Source organism: Paracidovorax cattleyae (assembly GCF_900104515.1).
GTDB lineage: Bacteria > Pseudomonadota > Gammaproteobacteria > Burkholderiales > Burkholderiaceae_C > Paracidovorax > Paracidovorax cattleyae.
Genome location: NZ_FNJL01000001.1, coordinates 47,992 through 63,511, shown reverse-complemented (window position 1 = coordinate 63,511; position 15,520 = coordinate 47,992). Strand labels below are relative to the sequence as shown.

At 69.2% G+C, this 15,520-nt stretch carries 17 protein-coding genes; 11 read left to right on the top strand and 6 right to left on the bottom strand.

Translation table 11 applies throughout. From position 1 onward, the window contains the following. Positions 1 to 19: 19 nt before the first annotated feature. From pdxY to BLR05_RS00270, 3 genes are all read right to left on the bottom strand, one after another. Entirely contained in the window at positions 20 to 937 is a 918-nt protein-coding gene (gene pdxY / locus BLR05_RS00280) for a pyridoxal kinase PdxY (RefSeq protein ID WP_092831940.1), read from the bottom strand. 40 nt (positions 938 to 977) lie between these two features. Then, positions 978 to 1,436, bottom strand: a complete 459-nt coding sequence (locus BLR05_RS00275; protein WP_092831721.1) for a RidA family protein — start codon at positions 1,434 to 1,436, stop codon at positions 978 to 980. A gap of 84 nt (positions 1,437 to 1,520) precedes the next feature. Further along, the gene (locus tag BLR05_RS00270; protein WP_092831720.1) at positions 1,521 to 1,928 is read right to left on the bottom strand and encodes a GFA family protein; all 408 of its coding nucleotides are present in this window, start codon (positions 1,926 to 1,928) and stop codon (positions 1,521 to 1,523) included. Positions 1,929 to 2,061: 133 nt separating this feature from the next. Between BLR05_RS00270 and BLR05_RS00265 the strand changes: the two genes are divergently transcribed. The 7 genes from BLR05_RS00265 to BLR05_RS00235 all read left to right on the top strand — a co-directional run bounded on the left by BLR05_RS00265 (position 2,062) and on the right by BLR05_RS00235 (position 9,728). Next, on the top strand, positions 2,062 to 2,325 hold the full coding sequence (locus tag BLR05_RS00265) for a hypothetical protein (RefSeq protein ID WP_225979173.1): 264 nt from the start codon (positions 2,062 to 2,064) through the stop codon (positions 2,323 to 2,325). After that, positions 2,306 to 3,115, top strand: a complete 810-nt coding sequence (locus BLR05_RS00260; RefSeq protein WP_092831718.1) for an ATPase — start codon at positions 2,306 to 2,308, stop codon at positions 3,113 to 3,115. The genes BLR05_RS00265 and BLR05_RS00260 overlap by 20 nt, the downstream gene beginning before the upstream one ends. A 9-nt stretch (positions 3,116 to 3,124) precedes the next feature. Continuing rightward, positions 3,125 to 3,721: a hypothetical protein gene (locus tag BLR05_RS00255; protein WP_225979174.1), complete on the top strand. Its 597-nt coding sequence runs from the start codon at positions 3,125 to 3,127 to the stop codon at positions 3,719 to 3,721. Further along, positions 3,721 to 4,179, top strand: coding sequence for a hypothetical protein (locus BLR05_RS00250; RefSeq protein ID WP_225979175.1), 459 nt, complete (start codon positions 3,721 to 3,723; stop codon positions 4,177 to 4,179). The genes BLR05_RS00255 and BLR05_RS00250 overlap by 1 nt, the downstream gene beginning before the upstream one ends. 106 nt (positions 4,180 to 4,285) lie before the next feature. Next, positions 4,286 to 7,132 (top strand): DNA internalization-related competence protein ComEC/Rec2, encoded by a 2,847-nt coding sequence (locus BLR05_RS00245; protein WP_092831717.1) that lies wholly within the window; start codon positions 4,286 to 4,288, stop codon positions 7,130 to 7,132. Between the two features lie 93 nt (positions 7,133 to 7,225). Beyond that, positions 7,226 to 8,752 (top strand): circularly permuted type 2 ATP-grasp protein, encoded by a 1,527-nt coding sequence (locus BLR05_RS00240; RefSeq protein ID WP_092831716.1) that lies wholly within the window; start codon positions 7,226 to 7,228, stop codon positions 8,750 to 8,752. 1 nt (position 8,753) lies between these two features. Next, on the top strand, positions 8,754 to 9,728 hold the full coding sequence (locus BLR05_RS00235) for an alpha-E domain-containing protein (protein ID WP_092831715.1): 975 nt from the start codon (positions 8,754 to 8,756) through the stop codon (positions 9,726 to 9,728). 63 nt (positions 9,729 to 9,791) lie between these two features. On the opposite strand, the gene BLR05_RS00230 is transcribed toward BLR05_RS00235, so the two are convergent. Continuing rightward, a complete protein-coding gene (locus BLR05_RS00230) occupies positions 9,792 to 10,133 on the bottom strand; it encodes a DUF4148 domain-containing protein (RefSeq protein ID WP_092831938.1) in 342 nt (113 codons plus the stop codon). Between the two features lie 315 nt (positions 10,134 to 10,448). Here BLR05_RS00230 and BLR05_RS00225 point away from each other — a divergent pair, with 315 nt between their 5' ends. Genes BLR05_RS00225 through BLR05_RS00215 form a run of 3 tightly spaced genes read left to right on the top strand, consistent with a single transcriptional unit; the run spans position 10,449 to position 13,119 of the window. Then, a complete protein-coding gene (locus tag BLR05_RS00225) occupies positions 10,449 to 11,066 on the top strand; it encodes an NUDIX hydrolase (protein WP_225979178.1) in 618 nt (205 codons plus the stop codon). Positions 11,067 to 11,071: 5 nt separating this feature from the next. After that, entirely contained in the window at positions 11,072 to 12,214 is a 1,143-nt protein-coding gene (locus BLR05_RS00220; protein ID WP_092831713.1) for an adenosylhomocysteinase, read from the top strand. Then, entirely contained in the window at positions 12,211 to 13,119 is a 909-nt protein-coding gene (locus BLR05_RS00215; protein ID WP_225979180.1) for an EamA family transporter, read from the top strand. The genes BLR05_RS00220 and BLR05_RS00215 overlap by 4 nt, the downstream gene beginning before the upstream one ends. A gap of 4 nt (positions 13,120 to 13,123) precedes the next feature. On the opposite strand, the gene BLR05_RS00210 is transcribed toward BLR05_RS00215, so the two are convergent. Together BLR05_RS00210 and BLR05_RS00205 are read right to left on the bottom strand one after the other, a co-directional pair. Then, complete coding sequence (locus BLR05_RS00210; protein WP_192883876.1) at positions 13,124 to 13,459, bottom strand: VF530 family protein; 336 nt, start codon at positions 13,457 to 13,459, stop codon at positions 13,124 to 13,126. A 39-nt stretch (positions 13,460 to 13,498) separates the two neighbouring features. Beyond that, on the bottom strand, positions 13,499 to 14,410 hold the full coding sequence (locus BLR05_RS00205) for a LysR family transcriptional regulator (RefSeq protein WP_092831711.1): 912 nt from the start codon (positions 14,408 to 14,410) through the stop codon (positions 13,499 to 13,501). 162 nt (positions 14,411 to 14,572) lie between these two features. Between BLR05_RS00205 and BLR05_RS00200 the strand changes: the two genes are divergently transcribed. Next, positions 14,573 to 15,418 carry an alpha/beta hydrolase gene (locus BLR05_RS00200; RefSeq protein ID WP_092831710.1) on the top strand — a complete coding sequence of 282 codons (846 nt, stop codon included), beginning with the start codon at positions 14,573 to 14,575 and terminating at the stop codon, positions 15,416 to 15,418. Positions 15,419 to 15,520 lie beyond the last annotated feature (102 nt).

Here is a 15,520-nt window from a genome sequence, read left to right as displayed (position 1 = left end):
GCGGGGCCGGGGCCTCGCCTCAGGACTGCGCCGGGGTGCCCACCGCCTCGGCGGCGAAACGCTCCGACGGCTGCGCGATCTGATCGCGGAAGGTCACCAGGGGCAGGTCGCGCTGGCCCGGCGCGGTGCGCGACACCAGCGCATACAGACTGCTGACCGCGCCGGACACCGCATCCGGCGTGGACGCGCCGCGCAGCAGGTGGCCCAGCAGCACGGCCGAGAACACATCGCCCATGCCGTTGGGCAGAGGCTGCAGGTCGATGAACGGCGTGCGCACCAGCCAGGCGGCTTCCGCCGTCACGGCCAGCGTGGCCAGCCGGTCGTCCGGCAGGTCGGGCGTGCGCAGGCTGGTCACGGCGATGAGCGAAGGGCCCGTGCCGGCCGCGTCGCCCAGCAGCGCGCGCGCGGCGGCCACCGCCTCGTCCACCGAAGACAGCGGCGCGCCGTGCAGCAGTTCGAATTCGTACTGGTTGGGCGTGATGATGCTGGCCTGCGCCAGCGCGCGGCGGCGCAGGAATTCCGGGATGCCCGGCCGCACGAACACGCCCCGGCCCACGTCGCCCATCACCGGGTCGCACAGGTAGCGCAGGCCCGGGCGCACGGCCCGGATCTCCTGCACCGCGGCCAGGATGGCCTCGCCCACGCCGGCATCGCCCAGGTAGCCCGAGAGCACTGCCGTGCAGCGCGCGAGCACGCCACGCGCGCGCAGGCCGTCGAGCACGTCGGCGATGTGCGCGGGCGGGAACACCTGCCCCTTGAACTCGCCGTAGCCCGTGTGGTTGGAGAACTGCACCGTGTGCACCGCCACCGGCTGGATGCCCAGCAGTTGCAGCGGCAGCATGGCCGCGTCGTTGCCCACGTGCCCGAAGGCCACATGCGACTGGATGGAGAGCACCAGGGGCGCTTCCCCGGCCGGGGCCGGCCCGGCGGGCGTGATGGTGGGCGGGGCGGTGGGGGCGCTCACGGCAACACCGCGCTCAGACCAGCTCGGCGATCAGCTCGATCTCCACGCAGGCGCCCATGGGGATCTGCGCCACGCCGAAGGCGCTGCGTGCGTGCTTGCCCTTGTCGCCGAACACTTCGCCCAGCAGTTCGCTGGCGCCGTTGGTCACCAGGTGCTGCTCGGTGAAGTCGCCCGTGGAATTCACCAGGCTCATCACCTTCACGATGCGCTGCACGCGGTTCAGGTCGCCGCCCGTGGCCGCATGCAGCGTGCCCAGCAGGTCGATCGCCACGGCCCGTGCCGCGGCCTTGCCGTCTTCCGTCGCGATGTCGCGGCCGAATTGCCCCACCCATGGTTTGCCGTCCTTGCGTGCGATGTGGCCGCTCAGGAAGACGAGGTTGCCCGTCTGCACGTAGGGCACATAGGCCGCGGCCGGCGTGGCGACGGGGGGCAGGGTGATGTTCAGGGCGGCGAGTTTGTCGTAGATGCTCATGGTGTCGGGGAGGAAGGTGGCTGGATGGAAAAATGGGCGCAGGCCTGCGTCGGACGGGATGGTACAGCGCCGCGGCGGCGCGTCTCAGGGCTGCCCGTCGAAGCTCTCCGCCCCGTCGGGAGACTTTACCCATGCAAGGCGGCGGCGGGTCCAGATCTGTCTTTTCGGGGTGCCCAGCTCGTGCCGCTGGCGGATCGCGCCGATGCGCAGCGAATAGGCCGTCGGGGCTTCCTCCGCGCAGGCGTACAGCGGCGTGCCGCATTGTTCGCAGAACGCGAGCAGCCGCCTCGCACCGCTGGCGGCGGTTTTCACGTAGGTGCGCGGCGCGCCCCGGGTCAGCCGGAAGCCGGATGCCGGCGCGGGAATGTTGGCGCGGAACGCGGAGCCCGAGTGGGTCTGGCAGTCGTTGCAGTGGCAGACCGTGATGCTGCCCGGCTGGACCTCGGCTTCGTAGGCCACCGCGCCGCAGTGGCATTGGCCTTCAATCTTCACGTGAATTCTCCTGGATGATGCGAGAGGGCGGGGTGCCCTCCCGTGGTCCATTCTGCGCCGGGCGGCCGGCCGGAACATGGGTTTCCAGGCCACCCTGATAGACTTGCAGCGGCGCGTTTTGCCGTACTTTCCCATGTCATCCCACACCCAGCGAACCATTCCGACCGAACGGGGAATGCAGATCGCCGAGCGACGCATTCCCGAGATGGCCGCCAAGGCGGGCCACGAGGCCTACCGGGCCGCGCTCAGGTCGACGGGGGCGGCCACCGTGAAGACCGCCTCGGGCCAGGTCGTCGAGCGCCGCAGCGACGGCAGCGTCACCGTCATCAAAGACCTTCCGGTGGGCAAGCGCGTCAAGCCCGGCACCGTGCTGAAGCGTGTCGCGCGGGGCAGCTGACGCCGGGCAGGCGTCGCGGCCTGCGCCATCGTTCCCCGCCCGGCCGGCCCAGCCGCGCCTGCGCGTCCTCGCGGGGCCGAACGGATCGGGCAAGAGCACCCTCCAGTCCGAACTCAAGCCCCAGTGGATCGGCGCCTTCGTGAATGCCGACGAGATCGAGAAGGCCCTCCGCGCTACCGGCGGATGCCTGGGGCTCCGGGAACTCGGCGTGAAGGGCGAGCCCCCGGCGGTGCTGGAACGGATCCGCGGCAGCTTCCAGACGTTCGGCCTGGGGCGCCGCCTGGACATGCCGGCCCTGCTGGCCGGGATCACGCTGGACAGTGAGCTGACCCTCCATGTGCCGGGGCCCTGGAACTCCTACCTGGCCGCCACGCTGGCCGAAGCCGTGCGCCGGGAGCTGCGGGACGAAGGCCGCACCTTCACGTTCGAGACCGTGATGTCGCACCGCTCGAAGATCGACTTCATGCGGGAAACCCGCGCGCGGGGCTACCGGGTCTATCTGTACTTCGTGGCCACCGACGACCCCGCCATCAACATCGACCGGGTGCGGCGGCGCGTGCTGCAGGGCGGCCATCCGGTACCCGAGGACAAGGTGATCGACCGGTACCACAAGTCCATCGCGCTGATGGCCGAGGCCTGCGAGGCGGCGCACCGTGCCTACATCTTCGACAACTCGGGCGCCAGGCACAGGCTGCTCGCGGAGGTGACGGATTTCGATACCCTCCGGCTGGAGTCCAGCGTGCTCAATCCGTGGTTTCTGGGGACCGGGCTGTGGAGGGCGTTTTCCTGAGGCAGGGCAGTGGCGCGCGGTGAAACAGTTTGTGTCGCCGACTTGCCAGGCAAAGTGTTCCTACATGAAATCCTCAGCGTTATCAACGATGGGGAGATGGAGCAGTCGATTCGCAATGAAATCCTGGAGGTGCAGCGCTTGCGCTCCAGCGACATAGGTCGGGCGAAGGCGATCCAGTTGAAGAAGGTCGGTTTGAGTCTTGAAGCTCTCACCGAAAAATATGCGAAAGACAAGTTCGGCAAGCCCTTTGCGCGACTGGCGATCAATGAGCGCAATCTTGTCTATCTGGAAATCATTGATAGTTCCGGTCGTCCCAGGCCCTCGGTCAATGCGGCGGCACGGCACTATACCACTCTGGGCCGCGGCCTGGTTTTCGTATCCTTGGGGGCAGCGGTCTATAACGTTGCCATGGCGGACGACAAGGCCCGTGCGGTGGCAAGGGAGGGAGTCGTGATCGGAGGCGGTTTTGCCGGTGCTGCTGCTGGTGGCGCTCTTGCCGGGCTGGCCTGCGGCCCTGGTGCACCTGTCTGCGTCACGCTCGGTGTGTTTGTGGGAGGCGCTCTAGGCGCATTGGGAGCAGATGTGTCTTTTGATTGGGTGTTCTGATGCAGGCACTTCAGCCATCGTCTGCGTTCTCCGTGGAATGCAATGCCAGCAGCGATGCAGTTCCTCCCCGGCTCCGCCTGCGGCATCGCGACGGCGAAGGAGTTGTCCTCGAACTGCCGGGCGCCGTGCTGGAAGCCCAATTCGAGGCTGCTGACGGCTATCTCGTCTTCACCACGGAAAATACGCCTCATGAAGAGGCGCTGCATGTCCATTGGATCGCGCGGGACTGGCGGGTGCTGGACGCTGTCGAACTGTCCGCGCCCTACACGCCGGCCATCTTTGCGAACGCCGTGCTGGCGGCTTCCCGGACGGTGCGTTTCACCTTCTTCGATGACGGACGTCTGTGGAGCGTCGAGGTGGCCCTGGCGCCCCGGATGCAATGGCGTGGGCCTCCGTATCCTGCGCGGCGCAGGGCGCGGTGGTGGCGGTCGGGGTGGCTGCTGATCGCAGTGCAATAACGGTAACGGGCCCGCAGGTCGGCGCACTCGCCTCACGGATCGGCATGCCTTGCATGCCTTTTTCTTGCGGTGTCCGACACGTTGCCGGCCCTAGCATCAGGGCCCCATGAGCCGGCCCGCTTCCTCCGCCACGCCGCCAGTCCCTCCATCTCTTCCCGCCCCGCCATCCAGTCCTGTAGCCCAGCCCAGTGGCTGGCTCTGGCCCGCCCTGCTGCTGGGCAGCATTGCCGGTGCGTTGCTTCAGCTCATGCAGCCCGCGCTCTGGCCGGCGCGCGTGTATGCGGCACTGCTGCTGGCGGGCCTGGCCGTGTGGGTGCCGGCCCGGCGCCTGGGCCGGCGGCGGCGCGGCCCGGCGGCTGGTGCCCTGCGGGTTGCTGCACCGCAATGGCTGGCCTTCTGTGCCACGGCGCTGGCGGCGTTCGCGGTCTGCGGCCTGCGCGCGGGGGCCTGTCTGTCGGATGCGCTGGACCCGGCACTGGAGGGGCGCGACCTGCGCATCGTCGCCGTAGTAGCGGCGATGCCGCAGCCCACCGACGCGGGCATGCGGCTGCGGCTGGAGGTGGAGTCGGCCTGGTTCGCGGAGCAGGGCGGCGGGCGGTCGCGTTCCAGCGGGTTGCGCCCGCAGCGCAGCGGCCGGAAGGACCGCCCCGAGGCGGAGGGCGGTGCCGGCGCGCGCAATGCGCCCGGCCGGCCCGTGCGGTTGCCGCCGCGGGTCGATGTGTCGTGGTCTTCAGGGGCACCCTGGTTCGCACGCCAGTCCGGAGGTGCGCGAGGAAAGGCCGGGACTGCACTCCCGTCCGGGGACACACGGGGTGCCGTACCAGTCCCGCCTTCCTCGCCGGCACCTGCTTCCGCTCCCGTGCCCAACATCCGCGTGGGTGAGCGGTGGGAGATGACGGTGCGCCTCAACGCCCCGCACGGCCTGCGCAATCCGGGCGGCTTCGATGCCGAGCTGTGGCTGTGGGAGCAGGGCGTGCAGGCCACGGGCTCCGTGCAGGCGGGCGCCCGCGCAGAGCGGCCGGTGCGACTGGAGGCCGCGCCCTGGTGGCGGCACCCGGTGGAGCAGGCGCGGCAGCGGGTGCGCGATGCCATCCTGGCCCGGCTGGCACCGCAGCCCGCAGGCAGGGCGGACACCGATCCGCAGGACCTGGCCCGGGGGCGTGCCGCGGGCGTGGTGGCGGCCCTGGTGACGGGCGACCAGCGTGCGATCGACCGGGCCGACTGGGATGTGTTCCGCGCTACGGGCGTAGCGCATCTGGTGAGCATTTCCGGGCTGCACATCACGTTGTTCGCCTGGGTGGCCGCGGCGGTGGTGGGCTGGCTGTGGCGGCGCTCGGCGCTGCTGTGCCTGGCCGTGCCGGCGCCCTGGGCAGGGCTGGCGGGAGGGGTGCTGCTGGCGGCGGCGTATGCGCTGTTCAGCGGCTGGGCGGTGCCTGCGCAGCGCACGGTGTGCATGCTGGCGGTGGTCGGCGCGCTGCGGCTCTCGGGGCGGCGCTGGCCCTGGCCGCAGGTCTGGCTGCTGGCCTGCGCGGCGGTGGTGGCCGCCGATCCGTGGGCGCTGCTGCAGGCGGGCTTCTGGCTCAGCTTCGTGGCGGTGGGCGTGCTGTTCGCGTCCGACGCGGCCACGCCGCCCGAGGCGGTACCGGCCGCCCGCGCGGTCGGGCGCCTGCGCGCACGCGTGCTGGCCCTGCTGCGCGAGCAGTGGGTGGTGACGCTGGCGCTGACGCCGCTTACGGTGCTGCTGTTCGGGCAGGTATCGCTGGTGGGCTTCGTGGCAAACCTGGCGGCGATCCCTTGGATGACGCTGGTCGTCACGCCGCTGGCGCTGCTGGGCGTGCTGTGGGCGCCGCTGTGGTCGGCGGCGGCGGCCTGCGTGCGGCCGTTCGCGGAAGGATTGCAGTGGCTGGCGGCCTGGCCCTGGGCCACGGTTTCGCTGCCGGCGGCGCCGCTGTGGGCGGGCGTGGCCGGCATGGCGGGCGGCGTGCTGCTGGTGATGCGCCTGCCCTGGGCGCTGCGCCTGATGGGCCTGCCGCTGCTGCTGCCCGTGCTGTGGTGGCATCCGGCGCGGCCCGCGGCCGGGCAGTTCGAGCTGCTGGCCCCGGATGTGGGCCAGGGCAGCGCGGTGCTGGTGCGCACGGCCGGCCACGCGCTGCTCTACGACGCGGGGCCGCGCTACGGTCCGCAGAGCGATGCCGGGGAGAGGGTGCTGGTGCCGATGCTGCGCGCGGGCGGCGTCCGCCTGGACCGGGTGATGCTCAGCCACCGAGATACCGACCACACGGGCGGTGCCGCGGCGGTGCTGGCTGCACACCCCGGCACGGACCTGTGGGGATCGCTGGAGCCGGGCCATGCGCTGGAGGCGCAAGGGGCGCGCGCCGTCACCCGCTGCGAGGCCGGCCAGCAGTGGACGTGGGACGGGGTGCGCTTCGAGGTGCTGCACCCGCCGCCAGGCGCGCTGGATGGCGGCGGGGCGGGAACGGGCATATCGGGCGCATCGGCCGACCGCGCGGGCCGGACCAATGCGGTGAGCTGCGTGCTGCGCATCTCGGCGCCCGGCGCGTCGGCGCTGCTGGCGGGCGACATCGGCCGGGTGGAAGAGGCCGCCCTGGCCGCCAGTGGCGGGCTGGCGCCGGCCGACGTGCTGCTGGTGCCCCACCACGGCAGCCGCTCGTCTTCCAGCCCGGCGCTGCTGGATGCCGTGCGGCCGCGCACTGCCGTGGTGCAGGCGGGCCACCGCAACCGCTACGGGCACCCGGCGCCCGACGTGCTGGCACGCTATGCGGAGCGTGGGGCGCTGCTGGTGGATTCGCCGTCCTGCGGGGCGTGGTCCTGGCTGTCCGCGCGGCCGTTGCGCTGGCGCTGCGAGCGCGACGGCGCGCGGCGCTACTGGCACCATGCGCCGCCATCCGCGGCCTCTGCCGCTGCCGCCGTGGAGGAGGCCGAGCCGTTCTGACCTCGGAATACGGTGGTGCCCGGCATGCCGCGGGCGCGTCCAGCGGCCGAGCAGGCTTGCAACTTGCTATGCTGGCTGCAGGAGGCACCACTGATGCAGAAGTTCGACGAGATGTACGAGATGCTGCCCTTCGATGGCAGCGATGTGCGCCCCCATTACCAGCGCTACGGCCAGTGGCTGTCGCGCCAGCCGGCCGAGGCGATGCAGGCGCGCCGCGCCGAGGCCGAGATGATCTTCCGCCGCGTGGGCATCACCTTCGCGGTCTATGGCGCCAAGGACGAAGACGGGGCCGGCACCGAGCGGCTCATCCCCTTCGACCTGATCCCCCGCATCATTCCCGCCCACGAGTGGGCGCGCATGCAGCAGGGGCTCGTGCAGCGGGTGACGGCGCTCAACCGCTTCATCCACGACATCTACCATGGGCAGGACATCCTGCGCGCCGGCATCGTGCCGTCCGACCTGATCGTGGGCAATGCGCAGTTCCGCCCCGAAATGGCGGGCGTGGACGTGCCGCGCGACGTGTACGCCCACATCGCCGGCATCGACATCGTGCGCGCGCCGGACGGGCAGGGCAACGGCATCTACTATGTGCTGGAGGACAACCTGCGCGTGCCCTCGGGCGTGTCGTACATGCTGGAGAACCGCAAGATGATGATGCGGCTCTTCCCCGAGCTGTTCCGCAGCCACCGCGTGGCGCCCGTGGCCCACTACCCCGACCTGCTGCTGGACACGCTGCGCGCCAGCGCACCGGCCGGCGCGGCCGAGCCCACGGTGGTGGTGCTCACCCCGGGCATGTACAACAGCGCGTACTTCGAGCACGCCTTCCTCGCGCAGCAGATGGGCGTGGAGCTGGTCGAGGGGCAGGACCTGGTTGTGAAAGACAACTTCGTCTACATGCGCACCACGCGCGGGCTGCAGCGCGTGGACGTCATCTACCGCCGCGTGGACGACGACTTCCTCGATTCGCAGGTCTTCCGCCCCACGTCCACGCTGGGCTGCGCCGGCCTCATGGCGGCGTACCGCGCGGGCAACGTGGCGATCTGCAACGCCGTGGGCACGGGCATCGCGGACGACAAGTCCGTCTATCCGTACGTGCCGGAGATGATCCGCTTCTACCTGGACGAGGAGCCCATCCTGGCGAACGTGCCCACCTGGATGTGCCGCAAGCAGGACGACCTGAAGTACGTGCTGGACCACCTGCACGAACTGGTGGTGAAGGAAGTGCACGGCGCAGGAGGCTACGGCATGCTGATCGGCCCCGCCGCGACCAAGGCGGAAATCGAGGAGTTCCGCGGCGCGCTGCTGGCCAACCCGGCGGGCTACATCGCGCAGCCCACGCTCTCGCTCTCCAGCTGCCCCACCTATGTGGAATCGGGCATCGCCCCTCGCCACATCGACCTGCGGCCGTTCGTGCTTTCCGGCCAGAAGGTGCAGATGGTGGCCGGCGGCCTCACGCGCGTGGCGCTGAAGGAGGGCTCGCTGGTCGTCAATTCATCGCAGGGAGGGGGCACCAAGGACACCTGGGTGCTGGGCGACGGCGATGCCAACGGTACACCCGCCACGGGCCAGTCGCAGTCCATGGGCGCCATGGCCATGTCGCAGTCGATGGGAGGGAACTGACATGCTGAGCCGTACTGCAGATCATCTGTTCTGGATGTCCCGCTACACCGAGCGGGCTGAGAACACCGCACGCATGCTGAACGTCAGCTATGAGACCTCGCTGCTGCCGCAATCGGCCGACGTGGCGCAGGAGAGCTGGCTGGGGCTGCTGTCGATCAGCGAGCTGATCCCGGCCTATACCGCGCGCCATGGCGAGGTCACGCGCGAAGGGGTGCTGGAGTTCATGGTGCGCGATGGGAACAACCCGTCGTCCATCCTCTCGTGCCTGCGCGCGGCCCGCGAGAATGCGCGTGCCGTGCGCGGCGCGCTGACCACCGAGATCTGGGAAACGCAGAACCAGACCTGGCTGGAGCTGCACCGGCAGCTGCAGGGCCGGGATTTCGAGCGCGATCCGGGGGCGTTCTTCGAATGGGTGAAGTACCGCTCGCACCTCTCGCGCGGCGTGACGCTGGGCACCATGCTGCAGGACGAAGCCTTCCACTTCCTGCGCCTGGGCACCTTCCTGGAGCGGTCCGACAACACGGCGCGGCTGCTGGACGTGAAGTTCCATGCCGTGCAGAGCGACTTCCACGGCTCGGCGATGCGCGAGCGCGGCAGGGCGTCACCGCAGGAGTTCGATTTCTACCACTGGAGCGCGATCCTGCGCAGCGTGTCGGCGTTCGAGGTGTACCGCAAGGTGTACCGCGACGTGATCACGCCCGAGCGCGTGGCCGACCTGCTCATGCTGCGGGCCGACATGCCCCGTTCGCTGCACGCCAGCCTGCGCGAGGTGGTGGACAACCTCGCCGTGGTCTCCAACGACCAGTCCGCGGAAACGCAGCGCAAGGCCGGTCGCCTGCTGGCCGACCTGCGCTACGGCCGCATCGACGAGATCCTGGCCACCGGCCTGCATGCCTATCTCACGCAGTTCCTGGACCGCGTGAACGACCTGGGCGCGGGCATCAGCCGGGATTTCCTGGTGCCGGTGCCGGCCTGAAGCAGCCCGCCGGCCCGGCCTGCACGCGACGCTCCGCTGGGCGGGTCAGCGGGTGGGGGCGGGTCAGCGGGGCAGCGCCGTATCTCCCGAGGCGAGCACGCGCTGCTGCGCGCATTCGGGAACGCTGCGGTCGATGGGCCGGCTCTCGACGCCATAGCCCTGCAACGCCATGGCATCCAGTTCGCCCGAAGCCCGGGCGCAGGCCAGTTCCGCGACCACTTCGGCACGCGTGCGGCCGTGCTGCCCGCCCGAAGAGTCCATGCCCGCCTGTGCCGGGTTCCCCGCGCCGTAGGACACCGGGGTGGCCGTCTGAGCGGTGGCGAGCGTGGCGGCCAGCAGGGTGCCGGCGCAGAAGGTGAGGGCGCGCGACAGCGTGCGCGCAGTGGGGGAAAGGGGATGTGCCATGGTTCCGTGCTCCTGCGGAGAATGCGACGTGCTCTCCATGCCTCCAATGTGCGCGGCCCCCTTCGCACGGGCCAGCAGAACGCGACGGAATGCCTCCGCCGCGGAGTGAATGGCCCGGATGGCGGAGCCGGAAGCCGGGACGCGGCATGCCCTGGCGCCCTCCCTGCACGCATTGCCGCCGCCGGATGGGGGCATTTTCATAAATTTTGTTTACCGGGGATATGAATGGCTGCCGGCTGCCCCGGCGCTGCAGCCTGCTAAATTGCAGGGCTGCTCGAATGCTTATTATTATTCGTGCATCGGTTCACCAGGCCGATGCATTTTCTTTCAATGAAAAATGGTCTGCCAATGAACGAGAGGCTGGAAAACGATCGTCGCCATGGCGTGCCTTCGGATCTGGGATATATCGTCGATGAATATCTGCGGGAATATCCATCGGAATCCGGTGCGCTGGCTCCGCTGACGGAGCAATTGGGCAGGGGTGGGGACATCACCCGGCGCAGCGCATCGCCCGGCCACGTGACCGCCAGCGGCATCGTCCTCTCGCGCGACGCCGTGCTGCTCGTGTTCCATCCCTACCTGAAGCGGTGGCTTCAGCCCGGTGGCCATGTCGAATCCACGGAGGCGCCCCTCGACGCCGCCATCCGGGAGGTGCAGGAAGAAACCGGCATCTCCACCTTTCCCCATCCATGGCATCTCCAGGCGGGAATTCCACTGGATATCGACGTACATGCCATTCCCGAAAATCCTGCCAGGGAAGAGCCGGCGCACATGCATTACGACTTCAGGTACCTGCTGGTGAGGGACGGAGCAAAGCCCATTCTCCGCAGCGCGGAAAATCACCAATGCCAGTGGACGGATATTTCCGCCATATCCGGCGGAGGCTTGTCCCGCATCGGGCAGAAGATTTTCCGGCAGGGCCTTGGCGCCTGAGCGACATGGATTCAAAAGCGTTCTTCCAGGCGATCCTGGACCGCAGCATTCCCCTGCGGGCAGGCAGGCTGGTTATCGTGACGCACATCGTTCCCGGAAGCGAGAATTTCGTTCTCGGTATCCACGAACGCCTGCCCCTGGCAGCGGTGATTCCCAAGCCCAGTTCGCTGCACGGGCCCACCTGCCGCGTGATCCAGGAGCAGGTACCGGTGATCCACTACACGCGGGACAGGATCCGGCAGAACGCGCCCGGCTTCATTGCCCACCTGCGCAGCCTGATCGGGGAGGAGTCTTTCGCGGCGATCGATACCGGGGGCTATTTCTCGAGCATCCTGGCCGCGCTGAAGAAGGCGTTTCCTTCACAGCTGGTGGGCATCATCGAGGACACCGAGAACGGACACCAGAAGTACGATGCCGCATTGCGCAGCATTCGGGCGGGCGGGGGAGAGACGTTTCCCTGTCCCGTCATGTCCGTGGCCAGGAGCAAGCTCAAGGAGCCGGAGGATTTCCTCGTGGGCCAGGCCATCACGTTTTCCGCCGAGGCCCTGCTGCGGGAGCTCGGCAACATCCTGACCGGCCGCAGGGCCCTGGTACTGGGCTACGGGAAGATCGGATCGAGCATTGCCCGGCACCTGCATGCCAAAGGCGTCCGCGTCGACGTGTACGACACGAACCCGATCCGCCAGGTGCTGGCGCTGGCACACGGTTACCACACCGGGCAGAAGCACGAACTTTTGAGGTCGTCGGAACTCATTTTCTGCGCGACCGGCAACCGGTCCATCGGAGTGTCCGACCTGGGCGCCATCCGGCGCAATGCCTACATCTTCACCGCCACTTCGGCCGACGACGAGATCGAGAACCACCAGGACATGATCGCCAGCGCGAGTCCCGGCAGGCACAGGCACGTGCTGCAGGTGAATGCACAGGGCAACCGGTTCTTCCTCTGCAACGAGGGCAAGTCGGCCAATTTCATGCACGGAGGCGTGGTCGGGCCGTTCATCGATCTCGTGCAGGCCGAGCTGCTCTTCGCACTCTCCAGGATCGGTGATGCGCCGCGGGACCGGGTGGTGGAACTGGGCGACGACGCGAAACAATTCATTTCCGCCCTGTGGATCACGCGCTTCTCGCGCCAGGGCATGGCCCATTGAACGCGTTGTCCGCGCAGGAGGTCATGGTGGTGGCGTGGGCCTCTGCCCTGTGCCGGGCCGGCCTGAATCTGATAGACCGCCAGCAGATCGGACGCAAGGGCCTGTCGATCGTCCGGGTCAATTTCCTCAACAACGCGATACCCGCGCTCCTGCTGCTGTGCGCGGCGTCGATGTACCTGCGTTCCTGGGGGGAGCCGCTCGGCTGGTTGCTGGACTGGAAGGCGGTCGTCTTCAGCGGCCTGGTCCAGCTCGTCGCGTATGCCTATTCCCATGCGTTCCGTTCACTGACGGTGAACCAGGTCACCGTGTCCGGCAAGCTGTCCGATCTCTTCATCCCCCTGGGCATCCTGTGCATCACCGGGGAATGGAACGCCGAGACCTATGCGTTCGCCGTGGCGACCACCGTGGCCTGCGTGCCCCTGCTGTGGCGGCACGGCGCCGTGGAGCGGCGGCACGGGTTCATCGCGAGAGCGGCGATCGTCTGCGCGGCGTTGACGCTGCAGGCGACCGTGTCCCCGTGGCTGTTCTCGCCAGGGCAGGGCCCGTCGGCCCGGTCGTCCGGCAACCTGCTGGCATTCGCGGTGGCCGTGATGGCGTGGCGTGCGCTGTGGTCTTCCATGCCGCTGCTCGTGCTGGCGCACGCACGGGCTCCTTCGGGGCCCTCGCAACCGATGGGCCTGCTGTTCGGCGTGCGGGCCCTCCTCACGGTGGCCACCCAGGTGACTTTCATCTACGCCATCACCAGTGCCGCATCCGCAGTGGCGTGGCCCATCCTGAACACGACGGGGTTGATGGCCATGGCGCTGTCCGCCCTGCTGCTGCGGGAAAAGCCCAGCCGCCTGGAAGCCTTCGTCATCGTCACGATCACGCTGCTGGCGCTGGCCCGGTACCTGACCTTGCCGTAGGCCTTCAGCGGCCTTTCCCGGGCGCGTTGCCACGCCTGCGGTCCCGCAGCATGAAGAGGTAGAGGCTTTCCACTTTCTCGCGCGCCCAGGGCGTCTTGCGCAGGAATTTCAGGCTGGACGCCACGCTGGGCTCGCTCTGGAAGCAGCGCACGGGAACGCGCTCTGCCAGGCCCTTCCAGCCGTATTCCTGCTGCAGGGCGACCACGATGGCCTCCAGCGTGAGTCCGTGCAGCGGATTGCGGGGCTGCGCCGGTGCGGATGGGGCATGCGCGTGGTCCGCCGCCGGGGGGGTGGGCGGCGGGACAGGGGAGTCCGGGAGGTCGGGGGAGTCTGCGGTCATGGCGCCGAGCATATCGGGCCTGTCTGCGATCGGGGGGGCTCAGCCCTGCAGGTGGCGTTCCCGCGCGAACAGTTCCGCGGCCCAGTCCACGAAGGCGCGCACGCGGGCACTCAGGTGGCGGTTGGGTGGGTACACCACATAGACGGGCATCAGTGGATGCGACCATTCGGGCAGCAGGCGCACCAGTTCGCCCCGCTCCAGGGGGCCCTGGGCCTGCAGGGTGGTGATCTGCCCCACGCCCCGGCCGGCGAGCAGCGCGGCCAGGTAGGCATTGCTTTCGTTCACCGCCAGCTGGGAGGGGCCGCCGATCTCGATCGCCTCGCCGTCGCGGTGGAATTCCAGCGGATAGCGGCGCGAGGTGCGCGGCGAGAAATAGATCACGCTGCGGTGCCCGTTCTCGAGGTCCAGCGGCCGGGCCGGCGTGCCATGGCGCGCGAGATAGGAGGGGGCAGCCACGGTGATGAACGCCAGCATGCCGATGCGGCGCGCCACGAGCGACTGGTCGGTGAGTTCGCCGCCGCGGATCACGCAGTCCACGTTGTCGCTGAGCAGGTCCACGAGGCGGTCGCTCACGCCCAGGTCGAGCTGGATGTCGGGGTAGCGGGCGTGGAATTCCTCCAGGTGGGGAATGATGAGCAGCCGTGCCATGGCCGTGCCCACGTCCACGCGCAGCCTTCCGCTGGGCGTGGCGCGGGCATGGGTCATGCTGGCCTCGATGTCGTCGAAATCGGCCAGCAGGCGCACGGCGCGGTCGTAGTAGGCCGCGCCATCGGCCGTGACGGTCACGCGCCGCGTGGTACGGTTGAGCAGGCGCACGCGCAGGCGCGCCTCCAGGGCCTGGATGTGCTTGGTGACAGTGGCTTTGGGCAGTTGCAGGGAGTCTGCGGCGCGCGTGAACGTGCCGGCTTCCACCACCCGCGCGTAGATGCGCATGGCCTGGATCTGGTCCATGGCGTTCCTTCCTCGGTGCCTCTTCGGGCTGGCAAATTCTCACATGTGCCGCGGGGTTCGATTGTTCGGACTTTGGAAACAGTGAGGCCCGCATCGGCTGGTTTATCGTCGCTGTCCGCACGCCTACATTTGCATCACCGGAGTGTTTCCGGCCACACCACCATGCCCACCACCGCATCTTCCCGTTCCACGTCCGACGGCGCCCGTTCCGAATCCACCATTGCGGTGGCGCCGGGGCAGGACGTCGCCGTGCGGATGTACGGCCGCAGGAAGGCCGGCGAGACGTCGCCGCTGGTCGTGCATTTCCATGGGGGGGCCTTCGTGTCCGGCGACCTGGACAGCGGCTGCACGATCGCCGGCCTGTTGCAGGAAGCCGGGGCGCTGGTGGTGTCTGTGGCCTATCCGCTGGCGCCCGAGCATCCGTTCCCGCAGCCGCTGGAGACGGGCTATGCCGTGCTGCAGTGGGTCTATCGCTACCGCACCCGGCTGGCCGGCGCGGGCGCGCCGGTCTATGTGGCCGGGGAGGAAGCCGGCGGGAACCTCGCGGCGGGCGTGTGCCTGATGGCGCGCGACCAGTCCCATCCGCCGCTGGCGGGGCAGATCCTGGTGTCGCCCATGCTCGATCCCTGCGCCGGCACGCCGTCGCTGCGGGCCGCCACGGAAGGCGCCGAGGCCTGCCGATGGGCGCAGGGCTGGGAGAAGTTCCTGCGGTGCGCACGCGATGCGGAGCATCCGTATGCCGTGCCCGGCACCGCACAGCGCCTGGCGGGCCTGCCGCCCACGCTGCTGCTGGTCGGCGACACCGACCCCATGCACGACGAGACGCTGGCCTATGCGTCTCGGCTGAAGGCCGCCGGCCAGCTGGTGGAGCTGCATGTGCTGCGCAAGGCCGAACGCTGGCCCGATGCGCTGCTGGATTCCGGCACCCAGGCCTGCCCGTGCGCGGGCGACGCGCGCGATCGCTTCCGCAGCTTCATGGATGCCGGCCGATGTCCGGCGCCGCGCTGACCCCCTCTTTGAAAAAACTTCCTTCCATCACCAGGGAAGGTATTGACCTCAATGATGGTTGAGGTTTGAGAATCCGGCCCCGTTGCCTTATCCGCGCCCGGG

What these genes read in the sequence shown, in the direction of transcription:
- BLR05_RS00275 (WP_092831721.1), bottom strand. Translation starts at nt 1,436, where the DNA reads ATGAGCATCTACGACAAACTCGCCGCCCTGAACATCACCCTGCCCCCC.
- BLR05_RS00240 (WP_092831716.1), top strand. Translation starts at nt 7,226, where the DNA reads ATGCAGAAGTTCGACGAGATGTACGAGATGCTGCCCTTCGATGGCAGC.
- BLR05_RS00235 (WP_092831715.1), top strand. Translation starts at nt 8,754, where the DNA reads ATGCTGAGCCGTACTGCAGATCATCTGTTCTGGATGTCCCGCTACACC.
- BLR05_RS00200 (WP_092831710.1), top strand. Translation starts at nt 14,573, where the DNA reads ATGCCCACCACCGCATCTTCCCGTTCCACGTCCGACGGCGCCCGTTCC.
- BLR05_RS00220 (WP_092831713.1), top strand. Translation starts at nt 11,072, where the DNA reads ATGGATTCAAAAGCGTTCTTCCAGGCGATCCTGGACCGCAGCATTCCC.
- BLR05_RS00230 (WP_092831938.1), bottom strand. Translation starts at nt 10,133, where the DNA reads ATGGCACATCCCCTTTCCCCCACTGCGCGCACGCTGTCGCGCGCCCTC.
- BLR05_RS00225 (WP_225979178.1), top strand. Translation starts at nt 10,449, where the DNA reads ATGCATTTTCTTTCAATGAAAAATGGTCTGCCAATGAACGAGAGGCTG.
- BLR05_RS00210 (WP_192883876.1), bottom strand. Translation starts at nt 13,459, where the DNA reads ATGACCGCAGACTCCCCCGACCTCCCGGACTCCCCTGTCCCGCCGCCC.
- BLR05_RS00250 (WP_225979175.1), top strand. Translation starts at nt 3,721, where the DNA reads ATGCAGGCACTTCAGCCATCGTCTGCGTTCTCCGTGGAATGCAATGCC.
- BLR05_RS00245 (WP_092831717.1), top strand. Translation starts at nt 4,286, where the DNA reads ATGAGCCGGCCCGCTTCCTCCGCCACGCCGCCAGTCCCTCCATCTCTT.
- BLR05_RS00205 (WP_092831711.1), bottom strand. Translation starts at nt 14,410, where the DNA reads ATGGACCAGATCCAGGCCATGCGCATCTACGCGCGGGTGGTGGAAGCC.
- BLR05_RS00265 (WP_225979173.1), top strand. Translation starts at nt 2,062, where the DNA reads ATGTCATCCCACACCCAGCGAACCATTCCGACCGAACGGGGAATGCAG.